General features: G+C 41.5%; 23 protein-coding genes. 5 read left to right on the top strand and 18 right to left on the bottom strand.

Going from position 1 to position 24525, the window contains the following annotated elements; all coding sequences use genetic code 11:
* Positions 1-10 precede the first annotated feature (10 nt).
* The 3 genes from mutS to AAGU76_RS01965 all read right to left on the bottom strand — a co-directional run bounded on the left by mutS (position 11) and on the right by AAGU76_RS01965 (position 4677).
* Complete coding sequence (gene mutS / locus AAGU76_RS01975; protein WP_342483756.1) at positions 11-2635, bottom strand: DNA mismatch repair protein MutS; 2625 nt, start codon at positions 2633-2635, stop codon at positions 11-13.
* Between the two features lie 122 nt (positions 2636-2757).
* Positions 2758-4185 (bottom strand): tRNA (N6-isopentenyl adenosine(37)-C2)-methylthiotransferase MiaB, encoded by a 1428-nt coding sequence (miaB, locus tag AAGU76_RS01970; RefSeq protein WP_342483755.1) that lies wholly within the window; start codon positions 4183-4185, stop codon positions 2758-2760.
* 213 nt (positions 4186-4398) lie between these two features.
* Positions 4399-4677 carry a DUF2325 domain-containing protein gene (locus AAGU76_RS01965; RefSeq protein ID WP_342483754.1) on the bottom strand — a complete coding sequence of 93 codons (279 nt, stop codon included), beginning with the start codon at positions 4675-4677 and terminating at the stop codon, positions 4399-4401.
* 274 nt (positions 4678-4951) lie between these two features.
* On the opposite strand from AAGU76_RS01965, the gene AAGU76_RS01960 reads away from it, so the two are divergent.
* Together AAGU76_RS01960 and AAGU76_RS01955 are read left to right on the top strand one after the other, a co-directional pair.
* Positions 4952-5968, top strand: coding sequence for a LacI family DNA-binding transcriptional regulator (locus AAGU76_RS01960; RefSeq protein WP_342483753.1), 1017 nt, complete (start codon positions 4952-4954; stop codon positions 5966-5968).
* A gap of 140 nt (positions 5969-6108) precedes the next feature.
* Entirely contained in the window at positions 6109-7689 is a 1581-nt protein-coding gene (locus AAGU76_RS01955) for a peptide chain release factor 3 (protein WP_342483752.1), read from the top strand.
* A 67-nt stretch (positions 7690-7756) separates the two neighbouring features.
* Here AAGU76_RS01955 and AAGU76_RS01950 read toward each other — a convergent pair whose 3' ends face one another.
* Entirely contained in the window at positions 7757-8710 is a 954-nt protein-coding gene (locus AAGU76_RS01950) for a TDT family transporter (protein WP_342483751.1), read from the bottom strand.
* A 164-nt stretch (positions 8711-8874) separates the two neighbouring features.
* On the opposite strand from AAGU76_RS01950, the gene AAGU76_RS01945 reads away from it, so the two are divergent.
* Complete coding sequence (locus AAGU76_RS01945) at positions 8875-9363, top strand: C-GCAxxG-C-C family protein (protein WP_342483750.1); 489 nt, start codon at positions 8875-8877, stop codon at positions 9361-9363.
* A 93-nt stretch (positions 9364-9456) separates the two neighbouring features.
* Here the strand turns inward: AAGU76_RS01945 and AAGU76_RS01940 are convergent, their stop codons facing one another.
* The 11 genes from AAGU76_RS01940 to AAGU76_RS01890 form a co-directional block, all read right to left on the bottom strand.
* Positions 9457-9654, bottom strand: coding sequence for an isocitrate/isopropylmalate family dehydrogenase (locus AAGU76_RS01940; RefSeq protein WP_342483749.1), 198 nt, complete (start codon positions 9652-9654; stop codon positions 9457-9459).
* 61 nt (positions 9655-9715) lie between these two features.
* Positions 9716-11056: a butyryl-CoA:acetate CoA-transferase gene (locus tag AAGU76_RS01935; protein ID WP_342483748.1), complete on the bottom strand. Its 1341-nt coding sequence runs from the start codon at positions 11054-11056 to the stop codon at positions 9716-9718.
* Positions 11057-11211: 155 nt separating this feature from the next.
* Positions 11212-11685: a hypothetical protein gene (locus AAGU76_RS01930; protein ID WP_342483747.1), complete on the bottom strand. Its 474-nt coding sequence runs from the start codon at positions 11683-11685 to the stop codon at positions 11212-11214.
* Positions 11686-11805: 120 nt separating this feature from the next.
* Positions 11806-12789, bottom strand: coding sequence for an acyl-CoA dehydratase activase (locus AAGU76_RS01925; protein WP_342483746.1), 984 nt, complete (start codon positions 12787-12789; stop codon positions 11806-11808).
* Positions 12770-13867 carry a 2-hydroxyglutaryl-CoA dehydratase gene (locus AAGU76_RS01920; RefSeq protein WP_342483745.1) on the bottom strand — a complete coding sequence of 366 codons (1098 nt, stop codon included), beginning with the start codon at positions 13865-13867 and terminating at the stop codon, positions 12770-12772. Before AAGU76_RS01920 ends, AAGU76_RS01925 begins: the two co-directional genes overlap by 20 nt.
* Entirely contained in the window at positions 13839-14759 is a 921-nt protein-coding gene (locus AAGU76_RS01915) for an acyl-CoA dehydratase activase-related protein (protein ID WP_342483744.1), read from the bottom strand. The genes AAGU76_RS01920 and AAGU76_RS01915 overlap by 29 nt, the downstream gene beginning before the upstream one ends.
* 237 nt (positions 14760-14996) lie before the next feature.
* Entirely contained in the window at positions 14997-15683 is a 687-nt protein-coding gene (locus AAGU76_RS01910; RefSeq protein WP_342483743.1) for a ThiF family adenylyltransferase, read from the bottom strand.
* Between the two features lie 250 nt (positions 15684-15933).
* Positions 15934-17364: a Na+/H+ antiporter NhaC gene (gene nhaC / locus AAGU76_RS01905; RefSeq protein WP_342483742.1), complete on the bottom strand. Its 1431-nt coding sequence runs from the start codon at positions 17362-17364 to the stop codon at positions 15934-15936.
* Between the two features lie 259 nt (positions 17365-17623).
* Positions 17624-18979, bottom strand: a complete 1356-nt coding sequence (locus tag AAGU76_RS01900; protein WP_342483741.1) for a sigma-54 dependent transcriptional regulator — start codon at positions 18977-18979, stop codon at positions 17624-17626.
* Entirely contained in the window at positions 18972-20963 is a 1992-nt protein-coding gene (locus tag AAGU76_RS01895) for a transporter substrate-binding domain-containing protein (protein ID WP_342483740.1), read from the bottom strand. The genes AAGU76_RS01900 and AAGU76_RS01895 overlap by 8 nt, the downstream gene beginning before the upstream one ends.
* 158 nt (positions 20964-21121) lie before the next feature.
* Positions 21122-21802: a CPBP family intramembrane glutamic endopeptidase gene (locus AAGU76_RS01890; protein ID WP_342483739.1), complete on the bottom strand. Its 681-nt coding sequence runs from the start codon at positions 21800-21802 to the stop codon at positions 21122-21124.
* A 167-nt stretch (positions 21803-21969) separates the two neighbouring features.
* Here AAGU76_RS01890 and AAGU76_RS01885 point away from each other — a divergent pair, with 167 nt between their 5' ends.
* Positions 21970-22170, top strand: a complete 201-nt coding sequence (locus AAGU76_RS01885; protein WP_342483738.1) for a hypothetical protein — start codon at positions 21970-21972, stop codon at positions 22168-22170.
* A 78-nt stretch (positions 22171-22248) separates the two neighbouring features.
* On the opposite strand, the gene AAGU76_RS01880 is transcribed toward AAGU76_RS01885, so the two are convergent.
* From AAGU76_RS01880 to AAGU76_RS01870, 3 genes are all read right to left on the bottom strand, one after another.
* The gene (locus tag AAGU76_RS01880; protein WP_342483737.1) at positions 22249-23136 is read right to left on the bottom strand and encodes a DUF4346 domain-containing protein; all 888 of its coding nucleotides are present in this window, start codon (positions 23134-23136) and stop codon (positions 22249-22251) included.
* A 27-nt stretch (positions 23137-23163) separates the two neighbouring features.
* Positions 23164-23370 (bottom strand): hypothetical protein, encoded by a 207-nt coding sequence (locus AAGU76_RS01875; protein WP_342483736.1) that lies wholly within the window; start codon positions 23368-23370, stop codon positions 23164-23166.
* Between the two features lie 211 nt (positions 23371-23581).
* Complete coding sequence (locus tag AAGU76_RS01870) at positions 23582-24034, bottom strand: hypothetical protein (protein WP_342483735.1); 453 nt, start codon at positions 24032-24034, stop codon at positions 23582-23584.
* A 244-nt stretch (positions 24035-24278) separates the two neighbouring features.
* On the opposite strand from AAGU76_RS01870, the gene AAGU76_RS01865 reads away from it, so the two are divergent.
* The gene (locus AAGU76_RS01865; RefSeq protein ID WP_342483734.1) at positions 24279-24425 is read left to right on the top strand and encodes a hypothetical protein; all 147 of its coding nucleotides are present in this window, start codon (positions 24279-24281) and stop codon (positions 24423-24425) included.
* The last annotated feature ends 100 nt before the right edge of the window (positions 24426-24525 follow it).

The following is a 24525-nucleotide window of genomic DNA, read 5'->3' as shown; positions in this document are numbered from 1 at the left end:
ATGCACCTTCTTATATGTGTCTTGCCTTTTCGATTATCTCGTTTAACAGCGTGAAAGCCTTAACCGGGGTCACGTTGTTTATGTCAATTTCTTTAATTATCTGAGCCAGTTCTTTATATTCCTTGTTCCTGCCGCTTTCCACCGGGTCCTGCGAAAACATGGAAACCTGGAAGTTGTCAGTTACACGGTCTTTTTTTCTTTTTGCAAAGGGCTTGTTTATGTCGCTTTCGTCAAGCTGCGCAAGGATTTCCTTTGCCCTTGCCACAACTTCTGTAGGAAGTCCGGCCAGGTTCGCTACCTGTATGCCGTAGCTTCGGTCCACGCTTCCTTCAACAATTTTTCTGAGGAATGTTATCCTGTCATTGTCTTCCTTAATGAGAATCCGGTAGTTTTTAACGCTCTTAAGCTTGCTCTCAAGTTCTGAGAGCTCGTGGTAGTGGGTTGCAAACAAAGTCTTGGCCTTTATTTTCTTAGTGATGTACTCCACGACGCTCCACGCAATGCTAAGACCATCATAGGTGCTTGTTCCCCTTCCTATTTCATCAAGTATCAGCAGGCTGTTTTCAGTGGCGTTGTTAAGTATGTTTGAAACCTCGCTCATCTCAACCATGAATGTGCTCTGACCCTGGGACAGGTCGTCGGATGCACCGACTCTGGTGAATATCTTGTCCAGTATGCATATTTCGGCTTCCTTAGCCGGAATAAAGCTGCCTATGTGAGCCATGAGCGCTATGAGTGCAACCTGCCTCATATACGTGGATTTTCCGGCCATGTTCGGACCTGTAATAATGGACATGCGGTGTTCCTTGTTGTCAATAAGCGTATCGTTTGGAACAAACATCTCGCTCTTCATTATTTTTTCTATTACGGGATGCCTTCCGTCAGAAATTTTAATGTAGCCTTTGGAGTTCATCAGTGGACGGGCGTAGTTGTTTTTTACGGATGCGGTTGCCAGCGAGTTCAATGTGTCTATTACTGCCACACTGTATGCAGTCTGCTGAATTCTGACCACCTGGCTTTTTATGCTTTGTCTGATTTCAAGAAACAGTTCATATTCCAGCTTCATCAACTGCTCGTCAGCATTGAGAATCTTAGCCTCCATTTCCTTAAGCTCCGGAGTGACATATCTTTCGCAGTTTGCAAGAGTCTGTTTTCTTATGTAATGCTCCGGAACATTCTTCAGATATGACTGCGTAACCTCCAGGTAGTAACCGAATACCTTTGTGTATCCTATCTTTAGATTCTTGATGCCCGTGGATTCCCTTTCCTTGTTTTGAAGCTCAGAAATCCAGTTCTTGCCGTTTACGGCAATTTCCTTCAGTTCATCAAGCTCATTGTTGCAGCCATGCTTGATGATGCCGCCTTCCTTTACGGAAACAGGAGGCTCGTCTACAATGGATGAATCAACCAGATTGTAAATGTCTCTAAGCTCATCAAAGCTTTCATAAATGTTTTTGAACATGTCGGAGGAAAGGTTTGAAAGCTCGCTTTTCAGGTCAGGCAGGCTGGATACAGACTGCTTCAGGGCGTTTAAGTCCCTGCCGTTGCAGTTTCCGTATACTATACGGCTTATGAGCCTTTCTATGTCGTAGATGTTTTTCAAGCATTCCCTGATGTTGTTTGAAATCATCACATTGTTGTAAAGTTCCTCCACGCTGTCAAGTCTGTTGTTTATGAGAGTCATATTCTTAAGAGGTTCTTCAATCCACTTCCTGAGTTGCCTTCCTCCCATGGCAGTCATGGTGTGATCAAGCACATGGTAGAGCGTGCCGGGACCTTTCCTGCCCCTGACGGTTTCTGTGAGCTCCAGGTTTTTGCGGGTGCTTGAATCAAGGTACAGGTATTCTCCAACCTTGTAAAAATGAAGCTTGTTAATGTGCTCCAGAGTGGTTTTCTGGGTTCTGTACAGGTAATTCAAAAGCATGCCGAGAGCCATGACCGCATAATTGTTGTCAGAAAGTCCGAAGGAGTCAAGGGACACAACTTTGAAATGTTTGAGGATTATGTCCTTGTACTCGTTGTAGCTCAATGTGTCAGCATATGTTATCATGGAATCTACCCAGTCATTTTGTGTCAGTCTGTTTGATATTATTTCAGATGGATTTATCTTGAATATTTCTTCCCTTAGAAGATCATATCTGTTCTCTTTGCCTGCATCGAAATCACTTAAGCTTATGTTTTCCGTCACGTAAAGATCCCCCGTGGAAATGTCGGCGTAGCACATGCCGAAGCCCTTGTCTATGTAGGTGCAGCACAGGTAGTTATTGATTTTTTCATCAAGCATGTTCTGGTCAATGATTGTTCCAGGCGTAATGACCCTGACCACATCGCGCTTCACGATTCCTTTGGCAGCGGCAGGATCTTCCAGCTGCTCGCATATGGCAACCTTGTGCCCGTTTTCAATCAGTCTTGATACGTAGCTGTCAACAGCATGAAAAGGGACGCCGCACATAGGTGCTCTTTCCTCCTGTCCGCAGTCGCGCCCTGTAAGAGCTATCTCAAGAACCTTTGATGCCGTCAAGGCATCATCAAAGAACATCTCATAGAAATCTCCGAGCCTGTACATGAGAATGCAGTCCTTGTACTGCTCCTTTATACTGAAATACTGCTCCATCATGGGTGTATATTTTGCCATTTTAACTCTCCCGTATATCCTGCATATAGTGAAGAATTAAGAGTGAAGAGTGAATAATTAAATGATGGAATTGTGCGTTGCACAATTCCTTCCAATGATTCTTAATTCTTAACTCTTAATTATTAATTGATTATTTCGCCTTCCATATGGAAAGTCTTGACGTTTGTTATCTTAACATTGACAGTGCTGCCTATGAGGTCTTCGCTGCCTTTGAAATGAACAAGTCTGAAATGTTCAGTCCTTCCTGTCAGGAAGTTTTCGCTGGTCTTGCTTGTGGACTCAACCAGGACAGGGTATGTTTTTCCTATGCACTGGCTGTTTCTTTCAAGCACTATGGGGTACAGAACCTCCAGCAGTCTGTCAAACCTTTCATGCTTGACTTCATCAGGTATCTGGTCTACCATGAGAGCTGCCTTTGTTCCTTCCCTCATGGAGTAAAGGAAGGTAAATGCAGAATCGTACTGCACCTTTCTGACAACGTCTACGGTTTCCAGGAAATCTTCCTCCGTTTCCCCCGGGAAGCCCACAATGATGTCTGTTGTTATGGCAATATCGGGAATTTCCTTCTTAAGCTTCTCTATGAGATCAAGGTAATGTTCCCTGGTGTACTTACGGTTCATCTTTCTTAAAACTTCATTGCTTCCTGCCTGAACAGGAAGGTGAATGTGGTTGCACACCTTGCTGCAATCTTTGATTGCGCTGATTAAATCATCCGTCAGATCCTTGGGATGGGAAGTCATGAAACGGATTCTCTCTAATCCTTCTATCTTGTCTATTTCGCGGAGCAGCTGCGCAAATGTAAACCCGATTTCAAGGTTTGAACCGTATGAGTTCACGTTCTGGCCAAGAAGGGTAACTTCCCTGCATCCGTCCTGAGCCAGTGATTTTACTTCGTTTATGATTTCCTCCGGTTCTCTGCTTTTTTCTCTTCCTCTCACATATGGAACCACGCAGTATGTGCAGAAGTTGTTGCAGCCGTATGTTATGTTTACCAAAGCCTTGTACTTGAATTTTCGCTGCTTTGGCATGTTCTCATAAATAAGTTCAGTGTTTTCCACTATATCGATGCTTTTTCTGTTTTTGAACTCAACATTGTAAATAAGCCCCGGCAGCTCGTGAATTGTGTTTGTTCCAAAAACTATATCCACAAAAGAGAACTTTTTAAGAAGCTTTTCTCTTATTTCATCCTTTTGCATCATACAGCCGCATACAGCAACCATCATATCAGGCTTGTTCCTTTTGAGTCCCTTCACCTCTCCGAGCTTTCCGAAGAACTTCAGCTCGGCATTTTCTCTAATGAGACAGGTGTTGAATATTACCAGTTCAGCATCCTTTTCGTCGTCTGTTTCCTCATAGCCGATTGAAGTGAGCATTCCTGATATCTTTTCGGAATCATGCTCGTTCATCTGGCAGCCGTAGGTCAATATGTGGTAGGACTTGCGCCTTCCGTTTAAGATGAAAAACTGTTCATTTTTATTTTTAAGTTCGATAATCTTATCGCTGTCAAAACCAGCATCTATGTTTGTATCTGTAAATTCTCTTTTGCTCATAATTCTCCAACTTTCTAAATCTATATCCTGAGTATTATACCATTTAATAACGATTAGTTCAATAAAAAAAGTTGACACAACTTCCTCAGGGAAGACTATGTTCATGACAGCACAAAAATGCTTATTTAATAAAAAATGCTGCCGTTGCGGGCAGCATTCATATAGGGCTCAATTCGTTTCTCAAAGCCGTTTTATGTTCAATTTGTACTGACATTAAGAATACTGTTCAAGTATCCCTTTCAGGGCGCTGGCGCTGCTGCTGTGGGAACGCGTTATGGCAATGTTGTTCCTTTCGGATTCAGAAACCGCGCAGTTCACCATTTTATGAGATGCTGTGGAAGTGAACAGAATCATCAGGTCAGCGTTTCCTATCTGCTCCTTCAGATTAACCGGCATCTTGGTAAAGATTTTGGCCCTGCAGTTGTACTTCTTGCATATTTCCCTGTAATGAGCTTCCATGCGCTCATGTCCGCCTATTATCACTACGCTCATGATTCCTCCTTTAGCTGGTTAAAGCTAACTCTATGTTATAAATATGTACTTGCCTACTGTTCCTTATAGTTAGTATATGCTAACTGAAACGTAAAGTCAACAACTAAATGATAATTATTATCAATTAGTTGCGACTCTACCCTATATGAAAAAATTAATGAGAACATTATAAAATTCTTGCAGTAAAACGTTGTATCAATTATAATGTACCTGAGTCGCGTTACAGATTCTTAAAGCGCGATGATTTCAAATAAAGTTAACAATGAGGAGAAAAATGGCCACTATAAAGGATGTAGCTAGCTTAGCGGGAGTTTCTGTCTCGACTGTATCTGTTATTATCAACGGTAAGGCCGAAGAAAGAAAAATCTCCGGTCAAACAATTCAAAAGGTGAATTCTGCAATCAGGGAGCTTAACTATCAGCCCAGCGTATCTGCAAGGCGTTTAAGGAGCAATCAGTCAAACGTCTATACAGTAGGCGTCTTTTGGGCGTCGGATTTCAGGATGTCATTATTAAGCAGGTTCATGACGGGTCTTCAATCGGAGCTGATGAAGCTAAACACTGCTGTTGACATAACAATTTGCCCTTACGAATCAGACAAACTGAAAAACGAAAAAAGGCTTTACAGCATCAACAGCTATAACGCAGTTATAATTGCAAACACCAGCGATGAGGACAATGAGTACATAAGCCGGAACCCTATTCCGGTGCCCGTGGTTTTGTTCAACAGGGAATCTGAAATCTATCACACTGTGGGAACTGACAATGCAGCAGCAGGGCGCAAGGCTGCGGAACACCTGATTTCAGCAGGTGCCAGAAGGGTAACCATGCTGTGCCAGAAAACCAGCTACCTGGCAATGACTAAAAGAAGCGATGCTTTCATTAAAACATGTTTGGAAAACAACATAGAGATTACAAAAAAGGATATTGTATATGCAGACGGTTCCATTGCAGGCGGAGCTGAAGCAGGCAATGACCTTTACAGAAAGTACAAACTAACAGATGCAGTTTATTGCGACAATGACAGCATGGCTCAGGGATTTCTTCATGCCATGAACAAAAACAATGTTTCAGTGCCGGATGATGTGCAGGTTATAGCAATCGGACTTGGAAATTATGAGTTCAACAAATTCTTCAACCCTTCCATCACAGTGGTTGATGTGCCAATGGAGATGATGGCCGCCCAGTGCATCAAAACGGTCACTGAAGTAGCATCACATGAACTGACTGCTCCGAGCCGCACCGCCTTTGAATCTGTTCTGCATGTTAGGGGTACAACAAAAAACATATGATGAAATATTATGGCGCCCGCATGCGCTTTATATTTTTGGCATCAAAAAATGCTGAAAAAGAAAAAATAATTATTTTATTTTCTGCTGTTATGATGTAAAATACCATGGATAGATAACGTGATTCTTAGAAAGGACTTTAAATGAATAATATAGATATCATAAACAAAAGACGCATCTTTGGAATAATCTCTCACCCGGATGCAGGGAAAACCACACTGACGGAAAAGCTTCTGCTTCACGGAGGAGCAATACGCGAGGCAGGAACTGTCAGAGCCAGGAAAAACTCCAAGTTTGCCAAATCTGACTGGATGGAAATAGAAAAGCAGCGCGGTATTTCCGTAACCTCATCAGTAATGCAGTTTGAATACAACGACAAGGTCATATCAATAATGGATACTCCCGGTCACAATGATTTCGGCGAGGATACTTACAGAATTCTTACCTCTGTTGACAGCGCAGTGATGGTAATAGATGCTGCAAAAGGTATTGAGGCGCAGACCAAGAAACTTTTCCAGGTCTGCAGCATGCGGGGTATTCCCATATTCACATTCATCAACAAGCTTGACCGTGAAGCAATGGATCCTCTTGAATCCATGCAGGAGCTGGAAGATGTGCTGGGGCTTCCGTCTGTGGCTGTAACATGGCCCATTGGCTGCGGAAAGGAATTTGAAGGAGTATATGACCGCCTTAAAAATACAATCTACCTTTTCAGGAGGAACGAACAGATTCACCTGGATGAGGAAAGGGTGAACTCAAAGAAGCTTGACGGAATATTGAATCCCGCCAACCTTAAGAACTTAAGAAACGCCATGGAGCTTTTGGACGGCGCAGGAAATGAATTTGATCTGGGGCTTGTCAAGCAGGGAAAATTGTCTCCTGTGTTTTTCGGCTCAGCTTTGGCTGACTTTGGCGTTACTGAATTTCTTGAGCACTTTTTACAGATGTCCCCTCCCCCTTCTGCAAGAAAGACTACAAAGGGCATTGTGAATCCCACCGATGAGGAATTCACGGGATTCATATTCAAGATACAGGCTAACATGGATCCAAACCACAGAGACCGCCTGGCTTTCTTGAGAATCTGTTCAGGCACCTTCGTAAGAGGGATGAACGTTACATTGTCCAGAACCGGAAAACTGATGAAGCTAAGCCAGTCCACCCACCTGATGGCCAATGAGCGTGAAACTGTGGATACTGCCTATGCCGGAGATGTAATAGGAATTTACGATTCAGGCAACTTCCAGATTGGAGATACCCTGACAAACGGCAAAGAAAAAATATTTTTTGAACCGCTTCCCACCTTCCCCCCTGAGCTTTTCTGCCGCGTAAGCGCCAAAAACTCCTTAAAGGGAAAGAACTTTCAAAAGGGTGTGGAACAGCTGGCACAGGAAGGTGCCATACAGGTTTACAAGAACGAATACAACGAAGTAATACTGGGTGCTGTGGGAATTCTTCAGTTTGAGGTGTTTGAATACCGCCTTGTGAATGAGTACAACACGGACATCAGAATGGAAAACATAGATTTCACTGTTGCCCGATGGGTAAAAACAGATAACCCGGACAGTTTGAAGAAATATCAGAACTCCCGCTGCATGATGGTATTCGACCATTACGACAGACCGGTGCTGCTTTTCACCAACCAGTATGCCCTAAAGAGCTTCCAGGAAAGAAACGAGGATGTGGAACTGGTGGAAGCCTTGAATGTAACGGACGAGCTTGAATAAGTCAATGCAATAAGATAAAAAAACCAGAATATCTTTTGATAATCTGGTTTTTATTTATTACAGAACGTTATTTTGACGGCTGTTGCGAAGGCAAATCTGAGCTCTTAGGTTTTTCAGACAGGAACTTAACATACCTGTACAGCACATAAATAACCATTAGGACTGCCGCTGCTTCCTGGAACTTCACAATGAATTTAAGCCAAGTCATAGGCTGATTTGTTTTTATAAGAAATCCGTTTGTAAGCTTCATGGCTATGCCGCTTATAACCAGCGGGAATGTGAATGCTGAATAGCTGGGATAAAATTTTAGTCTAAGAAGCTTTACGAGAAAAACAAGTACTGCAACATACATAATCATTGAAAGCACCATCAGGAACCATACAATTGCCATGTTTTTTGCCTCAAATGAGTTCATGTATCCGGCAAGCAAAAGACTGGCAGGAGCAGCGAAAATAACTAGTGAGGGCAATGACGGCTCAGCCATGTCCCCTACTTTTGCAACCCTGTAAATGACTGTGGGAAGCAAGATCAGGTAGGAAACAAGTCCAAACCAGAATGCTGTCTGACCCGCGGCGGTCATTTTATATGCGGGGCCTGTTACGCTTGCCACCGCTATTCCCACATATACGATGAACCAGGACGGAAACACAGTTTTTATCTTAAAGTTTAAAACATACTTCTTTGTAAACAAAACAATCAAAACAACGTGTAATGCTGCGGATGCAGTCCACATTGCATACGCAAATCCGGGTGTGAAGGGCTTTATGTATGTGGAAAGTATCATTGATCCCATGGTTAATGTAGGAAAGACGCTGGCTATGATCGGATTGTCCAGGCTGGTTCTCACATCCGCCGGAAATTTTATCATCTTTGCAAGCATTAGCAGGAACAATACTGCTGCGGCAAGTCCAAACATATTTCTGAAAACCTCTCCATAGGATTGCACAAGATTTCCTGCAGAGGCAAGGCCAAGAATCAGTCCTGTTGCAGGTACAGGATATTTTTTTAATATTGCGTTCATACTATCCTCCAAGTATAATTTCAAGTAATTGATTATAACACATAAGACTGAAAAATAATTATCAATAAAAGTTATGAAGCCCTATCCGGCCATGAAATTAATTCATTGGTAATTTTAAATTGTACAAACTATAATTAGATACATAACAATTTCTGGAGGGTAAAATGACTTTAGTCAATACATTGGAATTCACAAAAGAAGAACTTCTGGACAGGGTACGGGAAGATGCTGAAAATCTGTTTAAAAGCGGTACATACTACTGCAGCGAGGCTGTTCTTCAGACAATAAACGAACTTTTGGGAAAACCATACGATGAAAGCGTAGTTAAGCTGGCAGGAGGATTTCCGATTGGAATGGGCAGAACAGGATGTCTTTGCGGCGCTGTTTCAGGAGGCCAGATGGCTCTCGGAATGGTATACGGAAGGATCGAAGGCGAACCCATGCAGGAAAAGATGTTTGAAATATCAGCGAAGCTGCACAATTACATCAGAGATGAATACAAATCAACTTGCTGCAGAGTAATTACAAAAGAGTGGCAGGGTGACGGGTTTAAAAGTCCTGAAAGAAAACAGCACTGCTACACCATTACAGGCAAGGTTGCCTCATGGGTTGCAAACGAGCTTATTGAAGACGGCAAGGTTCAGGTAAAATAAATGAAAGGATTAACCATGATGGTTAATCCTTTGCTTTTTCTTGTTGAATCCAGCAATATAACAATTGACAGTATCAGATGACGGCAACTTATGCTACAGGTTAAGATATTTTTTGATCAAATCACCCATCTCACTGGTTGAAAATTCTGCAAGTTCTGCGCTTAAGTCTATGGGTCTGATGTTGAAATTGTGTCTGAAATTTTTCCCTGTCTCTTCTAAAACCTTTACTGCTTCAAGTGAAATTTCAGGCCCAATGCCATCTCCTTTAATTAATGCTATATTAAATTCCATTTTTGCTCCTCTCATAGCAATATTATTGCTATTTCCATCAATAAAGTGTATATATTGATGATTATTTGTTGCTTCTTCTCCATATTTTCATCTTTTCCGCTTCCATGATGAGTTCATCCCTAAATATGGGATTGCTTATGGAAATTAATGCTTCTGCCCTCTGCCAAGTGGAGAGGCCCTTTAAATTTACTTTGCCGTATTCTGTTACAACAAAATGAGTATTTGCCCTGGTGTCTGTTACTATTGATCCGTTGGGAACCGTCGGAACAATTCTTGACTTAAGCTGTCCTTCTTTTGTGCTGTAAGTGGATGTAAGGCATATGAAGCTTTTCCCTCCCCTGGACAGGTATGCTCCAAGGACGAAGTCCAACTGACCACCTGCTCCGCTGATGTGTTTTGTTCCCGATGATTCAGCGCAGACTTGTCCGAACAAATCAACCTCAACAGCATTGTTTACTGATATGAAGTTGTCTAGCTGTGTGATGACCCTCGCATCGTTTACATAATCAACCGGAGCACACATTATTCTGGGGTTGTTGTTGATGTATTCATACAGCTTCTCCGAACCAAGGGCAAAAGTGAAGGTTTCTTTGAAGCGGTCTATATTCTTCTTTGAGCCGTTTATTTTGCCCTTTAAGGCAAGTTCAAGGAATCCGTCCACATACATCTCAGAATGAACTCCTAGGTTCCTTATGTCTGTTTCTGCAAGAAGCTTGCCTACGGTATTGGGCATTCCTCCAATGCCAAGCTGAAGACAGGCACCGTTTGGAATTTCATCTATGAGTAGATTTGCAATCTTCAGTTCCTCCGTGCTTGGCTGTGAGCTTCCAAGTACAGGCATCGGAGGGTTTGAGCCTTCAACTATGTAGTCAACCTCTGAAATATGAATCTCCTCTTCAGGTCCTCCGAGACATCTTGGCATATTCTTGTTGACTTCCACAATGATAATCCTTGCCTTTTCACACATGGCCATCATGTAGCTTGAACAGGGACCGAAACTGAAATAACCGTGTTCATCCATTGGGGAAACCTGAAACATGGCAACATCAACTTTCTCAATATTTTCTCTGTAGTATCTTGGCATTTCTGAAAAACGAATGGGAGAATAGAAAACACAGCCGTCGCTTATCCTTTTTCTTTCAATTCCGCCCATGTGCCATGAATTCCATGTGAATACAGGATAACCGTTCTTATCTTTCTTGTTTTTCTTCAAGACTTCCGGATCCCTGGGAGCCAGTGTCGCCCTGATATTGATGTTTTCAAGCTCATCAACCCTGTGTGCGAGTTCTCTGTCCAGATCATAGGGCACTCCAGCCGCTATTCCGTAATCAACCCAATCATTTGATTTTACAAGTTTAACGGCATCTTTGGCAGCAATAAGTTTGTTTTGGTACAAGTTCATAGAATCTCCTTTAATTTCAATTAGTAGAACGTTGTATCTATTATATTTAAATTGTTTTTTCATGTCAATATGAAATTGTAGAATTTAAAAATATCAGTTTTTGTAATATAATATAAGAAAACAGCAGTCTGATATCTCAGAACTGCTGCTGGAAGCTAGTCTCTCGGTACTACGTCAAATTTGGATGGGGGCAGAAGAACTCTTTGTTCCAAATGTATACCAGGTACTGTTATCGGTATGGGATTCAAATTATAAGTCAGAATGGAAGTTACTCCGGGATAAAATCGCAGATTGTTGGTCTGAGCTGAATAGTATCCTACAGCGTCAACCCTCACGTTAAACGTTGTAAAGAATAGCTCTTGCCCTGCTATATAACTGATGTTATACTTGGTCGGAACCCTAAAGTGTGGAGACTTACCTTCTGAATCAGTTAGGCCTATTAGAATTGGAGCTTCACCGGTGAATCTGTCCAAAATATATACAGTGATCAGTGCATCTTCTATTGGCTCTCCGATAGCATTAAACACTGTAACATCTAAAAATCCGATAGGTATAATACTTTCGTTTTCGGGTGATGAATTGCAAATATTTATATAATGTTCTGAAAATTGGGAATTCCAATGAAACAATTTAATATACTCCCTTCTGTCTGCATATTTTTATTCTTTACATTAATATATTCAGGTTAGAAATGAATGACAAAAAGGAATTAACAACTTATCATGTATTAACAGGATATAGTCCTGTTTTTATGCCGGCATATCTTTTGTTTCCTTGGATTCCTTGGACTTATTGCTCCACTTTCCGCATCTGTCTCCGAAGTAACCAAGTACCTTGTTGTTTTCAGAAATTCCGACCACCTCGCACCGGTTGGGACATCCTTCGCAGTCGAAGCTTCGGGACACAATGCTCTCGTCTGCCAGATCGAATCCTCTGAAATTTGTTGAACCGTTTTTTGCAACGGATGCTTTGGCTATAAGTGCGGCGCCTATGGCTCCCATCATTCCGTAGTGCTCAGGAACATATATTTCCATTCCAAGAGCCTTTTCAAAGGATTTTTTCATACCGACGTTTGCGGCAACACCACCCTGAAAGAAAATCTTCTGCTTTATTTGTTTGCCTTTGGCTATGTTGTTAAGGTAATTTCTTACCAGAGCATCGCAAAGGCCAAGTATAATTTCTGTCTGGTTGTAACCAAGCTGCTGTTTGTGTATCATGTCTGACTCTGCAAATACTGCGCATCTTCCTGCTATCCTTACTGACGAGGTTGCTTTCAGTGCATAGCCCCCGAACTCCTCTATGGGAATGCCAAGTCTTTCAGCCTGCCTGTCAAGAAACGAACCTGTGCCTGCAGCGCACACCGTATTCATGGCAAAATCAGAAACTATTCCGCTGTTCAAAAGAATTATCTTAGAATCCTGACCGCCTATTTCAATTATTGTCCTCACATCTTCATCTATTTCTAGAGATGCAGTGGCATGAGCCGTAATTTCGTTTTTGACGGCGTCTGCTCCTATTATGGAGGAAGCTATCATCCTGCCGCTTCCTGTTGTTCCTGCGCCCATAATTTGTTCTTTTGAATACTTGATCTTTAATATTCTAAATCCTTCCTGTATGGCTTTAATAGGATTTCCTTTGGTCCGCAGGTATATTTTTTCAACCACCGCTGAATTTTTATCAAGAAGCACCAGGTCAGTGCTTACAGAACCTACGTCAACACCCAGATAATACATTGTCTCTCCTCCTTTCAAGCAAATCTATGAATGCTTCTATTCTTGTTATGTAGCCTGCTTCTCCGGTCATGTCGTCCACAACCAGCGACATAATTGGAAAGTCCATGTCCTTTGATATTGTAGGAAGTATGGATTTTGATACAATTTCAGGCATGCATCCCATGGGGAATATCTGAATGGCTCCGTCAAACCCTTCCTTTGCGGCAGTTACCGCTTCACCGATGCATTCCACAGCATGGCCGCCTATTCCCATGGGCAGGTATTTCTTAGCGTTTTTCCTTATTTTGACGGAATTTATTTTCAAAGGACTTAACGCTGTGTTTTTAACCCACCAGCTTGGCGTCAATCCTCTTTTGCTTGAAACGCCGTAGTCCATTAGTTTGTCTTCGATGTAAAAGTTGCTGTATGGCTCTATGACCGTGTAAATTTCGCCGATGACCGCTATTTTCAAAGGGTTTTTATTTATATCAGCCGATATGTGTTTTATTTCTTCTCTGAAGAGCTTCAAGTGGCGTATCATTTCCTTTGAAGTTGAACACTTCAGGGCATCTTCCCTGCATTTGTCCAGTGTTTTTTTGCAGTCGCCCCTGTTCCTTTCATATCCGGCGTACATATGAGCCAAACCTTCAATTTCATCCATGAGATTCACGGCTGTAAGAGCATCTCTCAGCGCCATCAGTTTTTGCGTTTTTTTCATGGGACTGTTGGAGGATATTCTCTGAAGCCTTCTCATCAGTTCCCTGATACCTATGTCCTTCGGATAGTCAAGCACGATGAAATCAAGTTCATGGCCGAGGCTTTTCAACAGGTTCATCTGAAGCTCGCAGTATTCGCCGAACCTGCATGGTCCGCAGCTTCCTGTGAGAACTACCGTGTCTGCACCCTGTTCTATTGCCTGGATGTAGTTTCCTATCATTATCTTAAACGGAAGGCAGATTTCTTCCGGTGAATGAAGGGAGCCTATGTCCAGTGAAATCTTGCTGTTTTTTGGAGGAATGACATAATCGATTCCAAGTCCGTCGAACAGTGTCTTAACACCTATGTACACATTACCCATGTGTGGGACTGTTGCCTTCAATGCGAATCCTCCTTTCTAGCATGTCGTGGAAAGCTTCAATCCTCGTGTCAAGGCCGGCTTCTCCCGTATGCTCATCGATTTTCAGCACCAGAAGAGGAAAATCTCCGGCTATGTTTTTAATGAGCTCCACGATTACCGAATCGGTTCCGCAGTTAAAGGATGAAACATAGATAATGCCTTCAACGTTTTTATTTTTAAGGGCACTGGCGGCAAATCCGTAATTTTCTCTGGCATAGGTCCAGAACGGTCTTTTGTAGAGCTGTTCAATCTCAAAATCTATGGAAAGGGACTGGGTATATTCCATGGTTTCAACACCTATACCAAGTTTATTGAGTTTTTTCACAAGATTCATGTTTATAAAGCTGTCGTATATGTTGTAAGGATGACCTGCCAAAGCCACATTTATGCTGTAGCCCTGGTCTATTATGCCTGTATCTGTGCTAAGATGTTCATCATAAGCTTTCATGAACGCATTTTTGATTAAAAATCTGTTGGAAGTTACCTTTTTGCCGGCGGCTTTTGCCCAGCTGTAAAGGCTTTTTTTTGAAAATGCATAAATTGGTTCTGTAATTGCCGGCGGCATGTTGTCGATGCTGTTTATGACCATCTCGGGAAGTCCGCAGAACTTAGGACAGATGTATTCGTTTTTATAAAGCTGCATGATTCTTGGCAATACTATTACATCACACTTGTCCTTGACGGCGCAGACATGACCGTGAAAAATCTTAATGGGCATGCATGCATCGTCAACGCAATATTTAACTCCCTCATCAAGTATGTCCTTGTTGGTGTCCGGTGATGTTACAACCTGAGCACCGAGTTCATAAAAGAATGTTTCTAAAAAATCATTGTACTTGCAGTACAGCAACCCTTTTGGAATTCCAACCTTCATTATTCCTCCATTTCTTCATTAAAAATTTATGCGAATTTCTAAGTCTAACAATAAGATTCCGCATGTTTTCACTGATGTGATGGGAATGTCATCGCAAACATAACAAGAACCTGTCAGATATTCATCTGCCGGATGATTCCTGTAAAAAAAATATCACAAATTACATTATTTCCAGTAATTTGCGATATTATTCCAATTTTTTAAAAGTAACCAGCTGATAAAATATTATGAATTACGTTACTTAAGCTGTATTACCATGTAGTCCTGCATCATAAGGTCAATGAAAAGCATCTTGCCTCTGAGAAGCTCTCCCTTGTTCAGCAGGTACTTTAATGTTTCTGCAACCTCCAGTGAGGCTACTAACGCAGGAGTGAACGCAGGGTTTCCTAATTTCTTCTCTACTCCGGCACCCTGTTTGTCGGTATAAATTAGATCCAGAGTATCATCTCCTGGATATATGAAGCTGACCTGCCCGTACCATCCGCCTATTGACCCGTGAACCATGGGTATGTGCAATTCACTGCAGATTTTTTGTAGCACGAAACGGGTAGGTATGTTATCAACGGCATCTACAACTACATCCACACCTGAAAGCAAGGCGGCTGCATTTTTTTCATCCAGGTATTCAGAATGAAAAGAGTAGTTAACCTTTGAGTTTACTTTCATAAGCCTGTCCCTGGCAGCTAAAGTCTTATCCTGTCCGACTGCTGACTCGGTGGCAAACAGCTGACGGTTAAGGTTGCTTTCATCGACCTTGTCAGTATCAATCAGGACAAGATTTCCTACACCAAGCCTTGCAAGCTGTTCGGAAACATGGCCTCCAAGGCCTCCCAGACCCACAACGGCAACCTTGGAGCCAGCAAGCTTCATTTGCTCCTCATCGCTGATAAGCTCTTTGTTTCTTGTATACCTCAATTCTCCCATCATCGTCCTCCAAACTATTAAAATAAAGGTTCAACAAATATTTCCCTACGTCATCTCCTTTTGAATTAATTATACTACACTGCTGCCTTTTACAACAAGTTTAATTTTGCTCTCCGTTGGCCAGGAAAAATTCTCCCTTCCTGCAATAGTAACAATTGTATAGTATACGCAAATACTAATAAAGACAGGATACATATGTATCCTGCCAGATTTCTTAAATTATAACAAGTTATGTTTGTAAATATCAGTTTTAGTTTTCTTCAGTAGCGGCAACTGCGCCAATGATTGTGCTGGGGTCATCTTCTGCCTTGTATATGAAGAGTCTTAAAAAACCGAACAGCACAACAACAAGCGGCATTGAATAGTTAAATATGGCGTACCTGCCGTATTCCCAAGCTGTTACGCCCAGAACGCCGTAGAGGAAAGCTCCGCATGTGTTCCATGGAATGAGCGACGATGTAACCGTGCCCGCACCTTCCAGCGTACTTGAAAGCTGCTTTGGATGAAGCCCTCTTTCCTTGTATGCATTGTGATACATTCTTCCCGGAAGAACTATTGAAATGTACTGTTCAGGCATGGTTGCATTGCATGCCACACAGGTTAATACTGTTGTAGCAATCAGTCCGCCTGTGGATTTAATGCCTTTTAGAATCGTGTTCACTATTACTTCAAGCTGTTTTGTTTTTTCCATAACTCCGCCGAACATCATGGCTATGATGGTAAGCGAAATCGAATACATCATGTTGCTCAAGCCCCCGGCTGAAAGCAGCTCGTCTATGAGGGCAATTCCTGTTTCTGATGTGAATCCGTCATATGCAGCAGTTAAGAGCGCACCAAGGTCTGCTCCCTGGAATATGGCTCCTTCAGCCGCTCCTATGATTATACCGATAGTGATGCCCGGTATGGCAGGCATCTTGAAAGCCATTGCAAGGATTACCGCCAGCGGAGGAAGCAGGAGCAGCGGAGAAACATTGAAGTTTGCAGCGATGCCTTCTCTGATTGAAACGATTGCACTGACATCCGAACCGCCGCTTGCATACTGAAATCCCATGACAAGGAAAGAAACAAAAGCTATGCCGTAAGCAACCAAAGTTGTTGGAAGCATTGCTTTAACGTGTGTGAACACGTCTGTTCCTGAAACCGCCGGAGCAAGGTTTGTTGTATCTGAAAGCGGAGACATCTTGTCGCCAAAGTAAGCTCCTGATATTATGGCTCCTGCTGCCACAGGGGCAGGAATGCCAAGACCCTTTGAAATACCCATGAGAGCTATGCCAATTGTTCCTGCTGTTCCCCAGCTTGTACCCGTTGCCAATGAAGTAATGGAGCAGATTATCAGAGTTGCTGCAAGGAAAATGGTCGGTTTCAAGATGGCTAGACCGTAGTAAATCATGCTGGGCACAACCCCCGAGATTAGCCATACGCCTATAAGAACACCTATTATTGCAAGTATTATAACAGCCTGCAGAGCCTGATAAATGCCGTCAAACATGGATTTCTCAATTTCATTCCACTTATACCCTATCTTCAGGGCAATCAACACTGCAAACAATGTACCTATAAGCATGGGTATGTGGGGATTAACCTCATATTTTGCAATTCCTACAGCCATGACGAATATCAAAAATCCGAATGACAGCATTGCTTCCCACAGATACGGCTTTCTTACTGTTGTATCTTTCATTGTAACCTCCGAAATCGTATTAGAATTTGAATTACTATTAAGCAATATCCGTACCAACTTGAAAAGATTTTCCTCAAAAAATTTTAACCTTGATTTTTCAATTTGAATTAAGCATGAAAACGATTGACAAAATAATGTCATACTTACCGAAGGTTAAAGTTGGGCAATAAATTTCCATGTCCAGGCAATTTACTGCCTGCATAAAAAAAATTTCCAAAATAATTTGGAAAATTTTTGAGCAGTCCATATGGGCTGGCAATCATTGTTTTATATCATACTCCACCAACTTGTTGAAAAGCTGCCTTCTGCTTATATCCATCATCCTTGCAGCTTCGCTGATGTTGCCGCGGCTTTTCGCAAGAACATGCCTTATATACTTTGCTTCCGCATTCTGCCTCACATCCTTAAGAGACACCATTTCATCCTGTTCGTCCTGATCGTTTTTACTGAACAGTTTCAGATCCGGAAGATCTCCTTTTCTTATGACTCCGTCGTCGCTTAATACCACAAGCCTTTCGATTATGTTCTTAAGCTCCCTTATGTTTCCGGGATAGTCGTAATCAACAAGCACGTCAATAAGTCCGTTCTCCACCTTTTCAATTTTCTTCTTCATATCCTGCTGCATCTGTTTTAAAAAGAAATCTATGAGAATCGGAATGTCTTCCTTTCTTTCGCGAAGGGACGGCACCAGTATTGTAATTGTATTGATTCTATAGAAAAGGTCTTCCCTGAATCTTCCCAGCTTTACCTCTTCGCTGAGTTTTCTGTTCGTGGCTGTCACAAGCCTTATGTTGGTACTGATGCTCTTGTTGCTGCCTATTCTTTCAAATGTTTTGTTTTCTATGGCCCGCAAGAGCTTGACCTGTGTATTAAATGACAGCTCGCCTATTTCATCGAGGAACAGTGTTCCGTTGTCAGCTTCCTCAAACCTGCCAATCCGTCTGTCTATGGCTCCTGTAAATGCTCCCTTTTCATGGCCGAACAGCTCCGATTCCAGGACACCGTCTGAAAATACCTGGCAGTTTACAGCGACGAAGTTTTCATTCTTTCTTTGGCTTCTCTGGTGGATGTACTTTGCTATAACTTCCTTGCCTGTTCCGGATTCTCCAAGTATGAGAATGTTTGAGTTGCTTTGGGCGGCTTTTTCGGAAATCTTTAAAATGCTCTTGAAACGTTCGCTGTTGCTTTCAAGAAGGTAGTTGAAGTTGTTCAGTTTATTCCTTATTGATATGTTGTCCTTCTGAAGGGTCTTAATCTTCACAAGCTTGTCGATTTCCTTAAGAAGCACCTCCGGGTCGTTTCCTTTTATGAAGTAGCCGAAAGCTCCAAGCTTCATGGCGTTTACGGCGCTTTCTATGGTGCCGTAGCCTGTCACCAGCATCACCTCGCAGTCAAGTTTTCTTTCCCTTATAAACCGCAGCAGCTCAAGACCGTTTATTCCTCCCATTTTAAGATCTGTGATCACTAGGTCGAAGTTCTGGCTGCTCAGTATCTCAAGGCACTCCTCCCCTGAAGATGCACAGAGTGTCTCATAGCCCTTGTCTTCAAAGATAATCTTGTAAACTTCCGTGAAACTTGGTTCATCGTCAACAACCAGTATTTTAAAATCAAGCATTTGTACCCTCCTCTGACAAAAACTTCAGGCTGAATTTTGTTCCGGCTCCCAACTGACTTTCAACCTGTATTTCTCCGTTAATCTTTTGAATCTCGCTGTATGCTATATATAGTCCCAGTCCTGTTCCTTCGCCGGTTTTCTTGGTGGTGAAGAATGGATTGAATATATGCTCCAGGTCAGCCGCATCAATTCCTGAGCCGTTGTCCATAAAGTCCATGTAAAGATATTTTCCATCGGAATCACAGTTTATTTCAATGGTTCCTCCTTCAGTAACTGCATCGATTGAATTGGAAAGCAGATTCAGCACAATGTGGGTCAGAATCTCCAGGTCGGTGTAAAAAAACACATCCTCCCTGCAGCCGATTTTAATGTTAATATTCTTTTCAGAAATTTTTTTGCTTTCAAAAGAAATTATTTCCTTAAGTGATTCAAGAAGATTTATATTTCTCCTCTCATGTCCGCTAATCCTTGAAAAGTTAAGAAGGTTATCAACCATCCTGCCTGCCCGAAGAACCGACGACTCAATTATGCTTATGGATTTTTCCATCAGCTGGTCCTGATTTTTAAGCTTGCCCTTAAGGACATAGCTGTAGTTTCTGATCAGCCCCAGAGGATTTCTGATTTCATGAGCAATGCCTGAAGCGAGCTGCCCCACTGCAATCATCTTGTTTTGCTGCAGCATTTGCTGCTGGGTTATGATCTTGTCTGTGTCGTCCTCAATCACAATGAGTACCCTGTTGTCCTCGTATACCAGCGGTGTAATGTAAAGCATGTAGTGACGTCCGTTGTATTTTGCTTCGCTTACATGATTTTCTGAAACATTTATGTCAGCCATACACAAAAGAGGCAGATCCATGCAGCATCTTCCCAAAAGTTCAGTCCGGTTCATGGAAATCCACTGGCAGAAAGACTTGTTTGCATTTTCGACAGTGCCTTCTTTTGAAACAACCACAAGAAAATCAGACATGGCGTCGAAGGTCATCTGAAGATCCTTTCTGCTTTTGTCAAGTTCATGGGTTCTTTTCCTGACCTCAGACCTTAGTGTGTAGCTCCACAAAATCATAACCATGAAGAAAATTATCAAAATAACAATGACAGACATGAAAAACAATAGAAATCTGGCCGACATCCTGTCGTTTTGTATGGGCTCGGACAGACCCAGCCATTTCTGCTGAATTTTTTGAACAAAATCCTTCTGCTTAAGGTTAAGAATTCCCTTGTTCAGGATGGTTAAAAGCTTCTGGTCCGACTTTTTGACTCCCAGGCAAATATCTCTCTCATAAAGAGGAGGATTTAAAATATCTACATCATCCTCTATGCCGAGCTGTCCCATAAAATATGCTACGACGGGCTCATCTCCTATTACTGCGTCTACTTTGCCGTCATTAAGCAGCATGATTGCCTCAAGGACATCCGTGGTGTTCACTACATCCACCCCCGGTACGTTTTCAGCTATGTACTCATTGGCGTAATCGCCTGATTGAATGGCAACTCTATGGCCGGAAAGATTTTTGGCGTATGCTATTTCTGTTTGTCCCTTGAGAGTCAGTATGATTGATCTGAAGGTGTAAATGCTGTTGGAAAATAAAAAGTATTCAGCCCTTTCACTGCTGGGAATAAGTTCGGTCATGTCCGTCTCTCCGGAAATTACGCTTGCTAAGGCTTCATTCCAAACCTTGGGTACAAAGTCCATATCAACTTCAAGCTCAATGGATAGTGCGGATATGTAATCGATTACCAATCCCTTGTACTGTCCGTTATTTTTGTCAAGGAATGTGAAAGGCGGAGCGTTCTTATCCGAAGCGTGGTATATGATGTTCTTCCCGTCCAGGTAAGCCCTTTCGTCATCGGTTATGGCTGCAGTATACTTTAAATATTCGAAAATATTCAAATCGTATATGTTGTTTGTAAACTGGTCAGCAAGAAATATAAACAAGCACAGGGTAATCAGAAGTATTACCTTAATAATTTTCCTATCAAACATGGCATCTCCATATTAATTGAAAAGTAAAATTTTTTGCAGTTTGTTAATTATACTACCCTGCACAGCCAGATTCAACAAAAATAGATTTAATTGGTCAATATTATAAAAGAAGGCCCCTTTTAAGCATCTTACATGCTCAGAAGGAGGCCTTCCCACCATTATAACAGAATTCTTCCGAGCACCATGATGAATATGTCATAAAGTCCATGGGCCATGGCCAGTGACATTACCGAACAGTCCTTGACCCTGTAATAGGAAAAACCGTAATAGGCTCCCAATAAAGCTGTCAAAATCACCTGCATAAAGTCCTGTCCTCCCGGAAAATGCCACAATCCGAAAGTTGCCGAGCTTAGGATTACGGACCAGGCTTTGGAGCCGCATAAAAAATAAAAACGCTCCAGGAAGTATCCCCTGAACAGTATTTCCTCTCCGGTTCCAACAAACAGCATAAAAAATAATGTGTTGTAAATAAATTGATACATGTTTACCACTTTAGGACCTATAAGAAAGCGCCTGTTTTCTCCGGACAAAAGTGACGCCAGGGTGAGAACCACTGCCGTTGAGGCAAAAATCTTTAGTCCTGCTATTGCTTGTCCCTTAAGATTTTCTTTTTTGAAAATAACAGGTTCCATTGAATAGCCTGTTATTTTTCCTGCAATAATGGGAACGACAGCCAGAACCACGTAAAGCATGGGCCTTATGGAAATTATTAAAAGACCGCTTTTTATTTGCCTCAGCAAGTACGGAGCAAAAACAACAACTCCAAAGGAAATCAGGAACACAATCAAGGTTTCCGCTGCTATAAATATTTTTTTTATTTTCATAAACTGATAATTCATAATTTCCCCGCATTGCAATAAATTTTCAATCGTATCCAACTTTATTTAAACATACCAATTTGTTGCAGTCAAGATTGATATTGCATAATGAATTTGCTCTTAAAGCTGTATATAAAACAATCAATTGCAAAAAATAATGACTCAAGAATGAAAAAGAGGTGATTATAATGAAAATGAACAAAACAATGGCTGCCGGCGGAATGCTTTTAGGAGCAGGATTAACAGCTGCAGCAATGTTTAAGGTTGTACCGGCAATAAAGAACATGACTTCAAATATGACATCCAACATGACGAACAGCATGTCAAACAAGAAGGATTCATCAGGCAGCAACGGAAGCAGCAACATGTCAAGAAATTCCATGCTGTAAATTTCACTGAGAAGGCAGGATAAGTAAAAATCCTGCCTTCATTAAATTTAAACTGTATGGTAATTACAACTACCTATATTAAGCCTTGTCCTGCACATATTTTGTTCCTGATTTTATTGCATATTCAGCCAGTGTAAGTTCCTTGCCAAGATACGCCGCGTGGCTCAGCTCTGAAATCCAGCCCTTTTCTATGATTGTCCAATATATGTTTCTTGCGTTGCTGCCTTTGATAACATGCAGCAGCTCATTATCGTTGCTGTAGTGTTCAACCAGTATGATATTTAGGTTAGCTTTCGGCACTATTACAAAGTAACCTTCTTTGTCCAGTCTTACCTTGTTGGGGTCCTTCTCTTCTGCCAAGATGACATCATGTTTTTTAAAATTTGCTCTGCGTACAGCTTCAGCATTCCTTTCGATGCTGCTGTTTGCAGAAGCATCAATTAACAGTTCATCTATTTTGTACACTACTTTATTTAAATCATCGCAGCCAATCATGTCAACTGTAGCTATCTGATTTCTGAAAGCTTCCACTTCTTCGGTTGAAGTGTTCATAAGCACAGGCTTCTTCCCCTTTGAGCCGATTACCTTTTTCTTTTGGTCAATTCCGTTTTTAGCAAGACACAGAAGAGTGTCTCCGCTGAAATGACCTTCAGAGTCCGTTCCGCAAAGCACAAGATATTTGATTGAGGGGACAGCCAAAACATTTTTTATTATTTTCTCAACGCCGATATTTTCAGTTTCAGTCTTGCCGACTATGCTTAACCCGTCAGGCTTTTTTGCAGCAAGCCTGTCAGCAAGCTCAGCGTTGCTAAGTGTAGAAACAGCAATCTGACAACCGCTGTCTAAACCAAGCACATGATACTCCCCTGCAGCAGGCAGTTCATCCGTGCTGCATATGATCTTTTTCTCTATTGAATGTATGTTGTCCAAGTGGGAAAACACAGCATCAAAAGTATTTGTAACCACTGCTGACCAGCATGGATTACATCCAATTCAGGTATACTCGGTCGGCTCGGTTTTGCTGATTGCAGTTTGAATTTCATCTAAAAGCAAAGAACAGTCATCACAATAAGCACCCATGAGTGCACTTTCCATGCTCTGAAGGGATTTCTTCATGCATCCGCACTTTCGGCACTTTGAATGGCTTATGGAGTCTTGTACTGCCTTTACAACTTCTGTAAAATCCTTATTTATGTTCATATGGTATGCTCCGTTTGTCAGATGTTTTTCTACAGCTCTGTTACATTTCCTGAGTAGTTGTGCTTATACTAGCATAATCGGCAGAAAACTTCAAGAAATGTTTTCCTGTAAAAAGGAGAGCATAACTCTCCCTTTACTATTGAGCTTATATGATATGGCAGAAGCTGTCTAAAATATTAATGCTATTTAAAAGTAATGTTGCGGCTGTTATTTAATTTATATTGCGTCTGTGTATTTCTGTTCTTGTTGGTTCAACGATAAAATTGAATACAACATCGTCATAAAATGTGTGTGTAAGATACATTTTGTAAGAAGATAAAATGTTCGGGTAGATTTGAACGTTGAATATGAAGGCGTCATTAAAGCCATAAGCACTGACGGAAATATAGTAATAATCCTTGTTTCCAGGCATCAATTCATTTAATACCGGTAATTCTATGAGCGGTGTTGCCCCATCCTTATCCGTGGTATATTGGGCGATAAATCTTCCTTCAGCCCGTTCGTTGTAGGTCCCATGATATGAGATCTTATAAATTGACACAACTGCGTTTTCTATAACAGTGTTAACCACATTATGAAAAACAGTGATATGCAGAAAACCTGTGGCGGCGTTATTCATATGAATACAGCCGTTCGATCGGAGCGAGCCATTAAAATACATCATATAACAATTTCCTTTCTGTAAAATTTGCTTCTAATCATATGATATGTTTTAATAGCAAATATGTAACATTTTGAAATAATACAGTTTATTTCAATGGTTAGTGCAATTTCAGGTAAATAGTTGAAATAATGACTTTGTTGAGCACAACTGATGAAATGTTCATCTGGAGTAAATTTGTGCTTAGGATAATATCAGGATTATATCAGACACTATATGAAACAATAAATTATCCAGAGGTGATTGTATGAAGATGAACACTGCAGGAAAAATGTTGATGGGAGCCGGAATAAGTGCTGCGATATTCGCTATGGCACCGTCAATACAAAGTATGGTTATGAACAAGGCAAACAACATGTCAATGTTTAACGGCAGCACCAGAAATTCACTTTAGGCAAATGCTCAGTGATTTTTATTGTTGAGTAAAAAGATATGGAGAAATCCATATCTTTTTTTAGCCTAGAATGATAAATGAGGGCGTTCGCCCTCATCTG

It is taken from the genome of Sedimentibacter sp. (assembly GCF_038562225.1).
Lineage (GTDB): Bacteria > Bacillota > Clostridia > Tissierellales > Sedimentibacteraceae > Sedimentibacter.
Note: the sequence above shows the minus strand (reverse complement) of the source record. Positions and strands in the feature narration are given on the sequence as shown.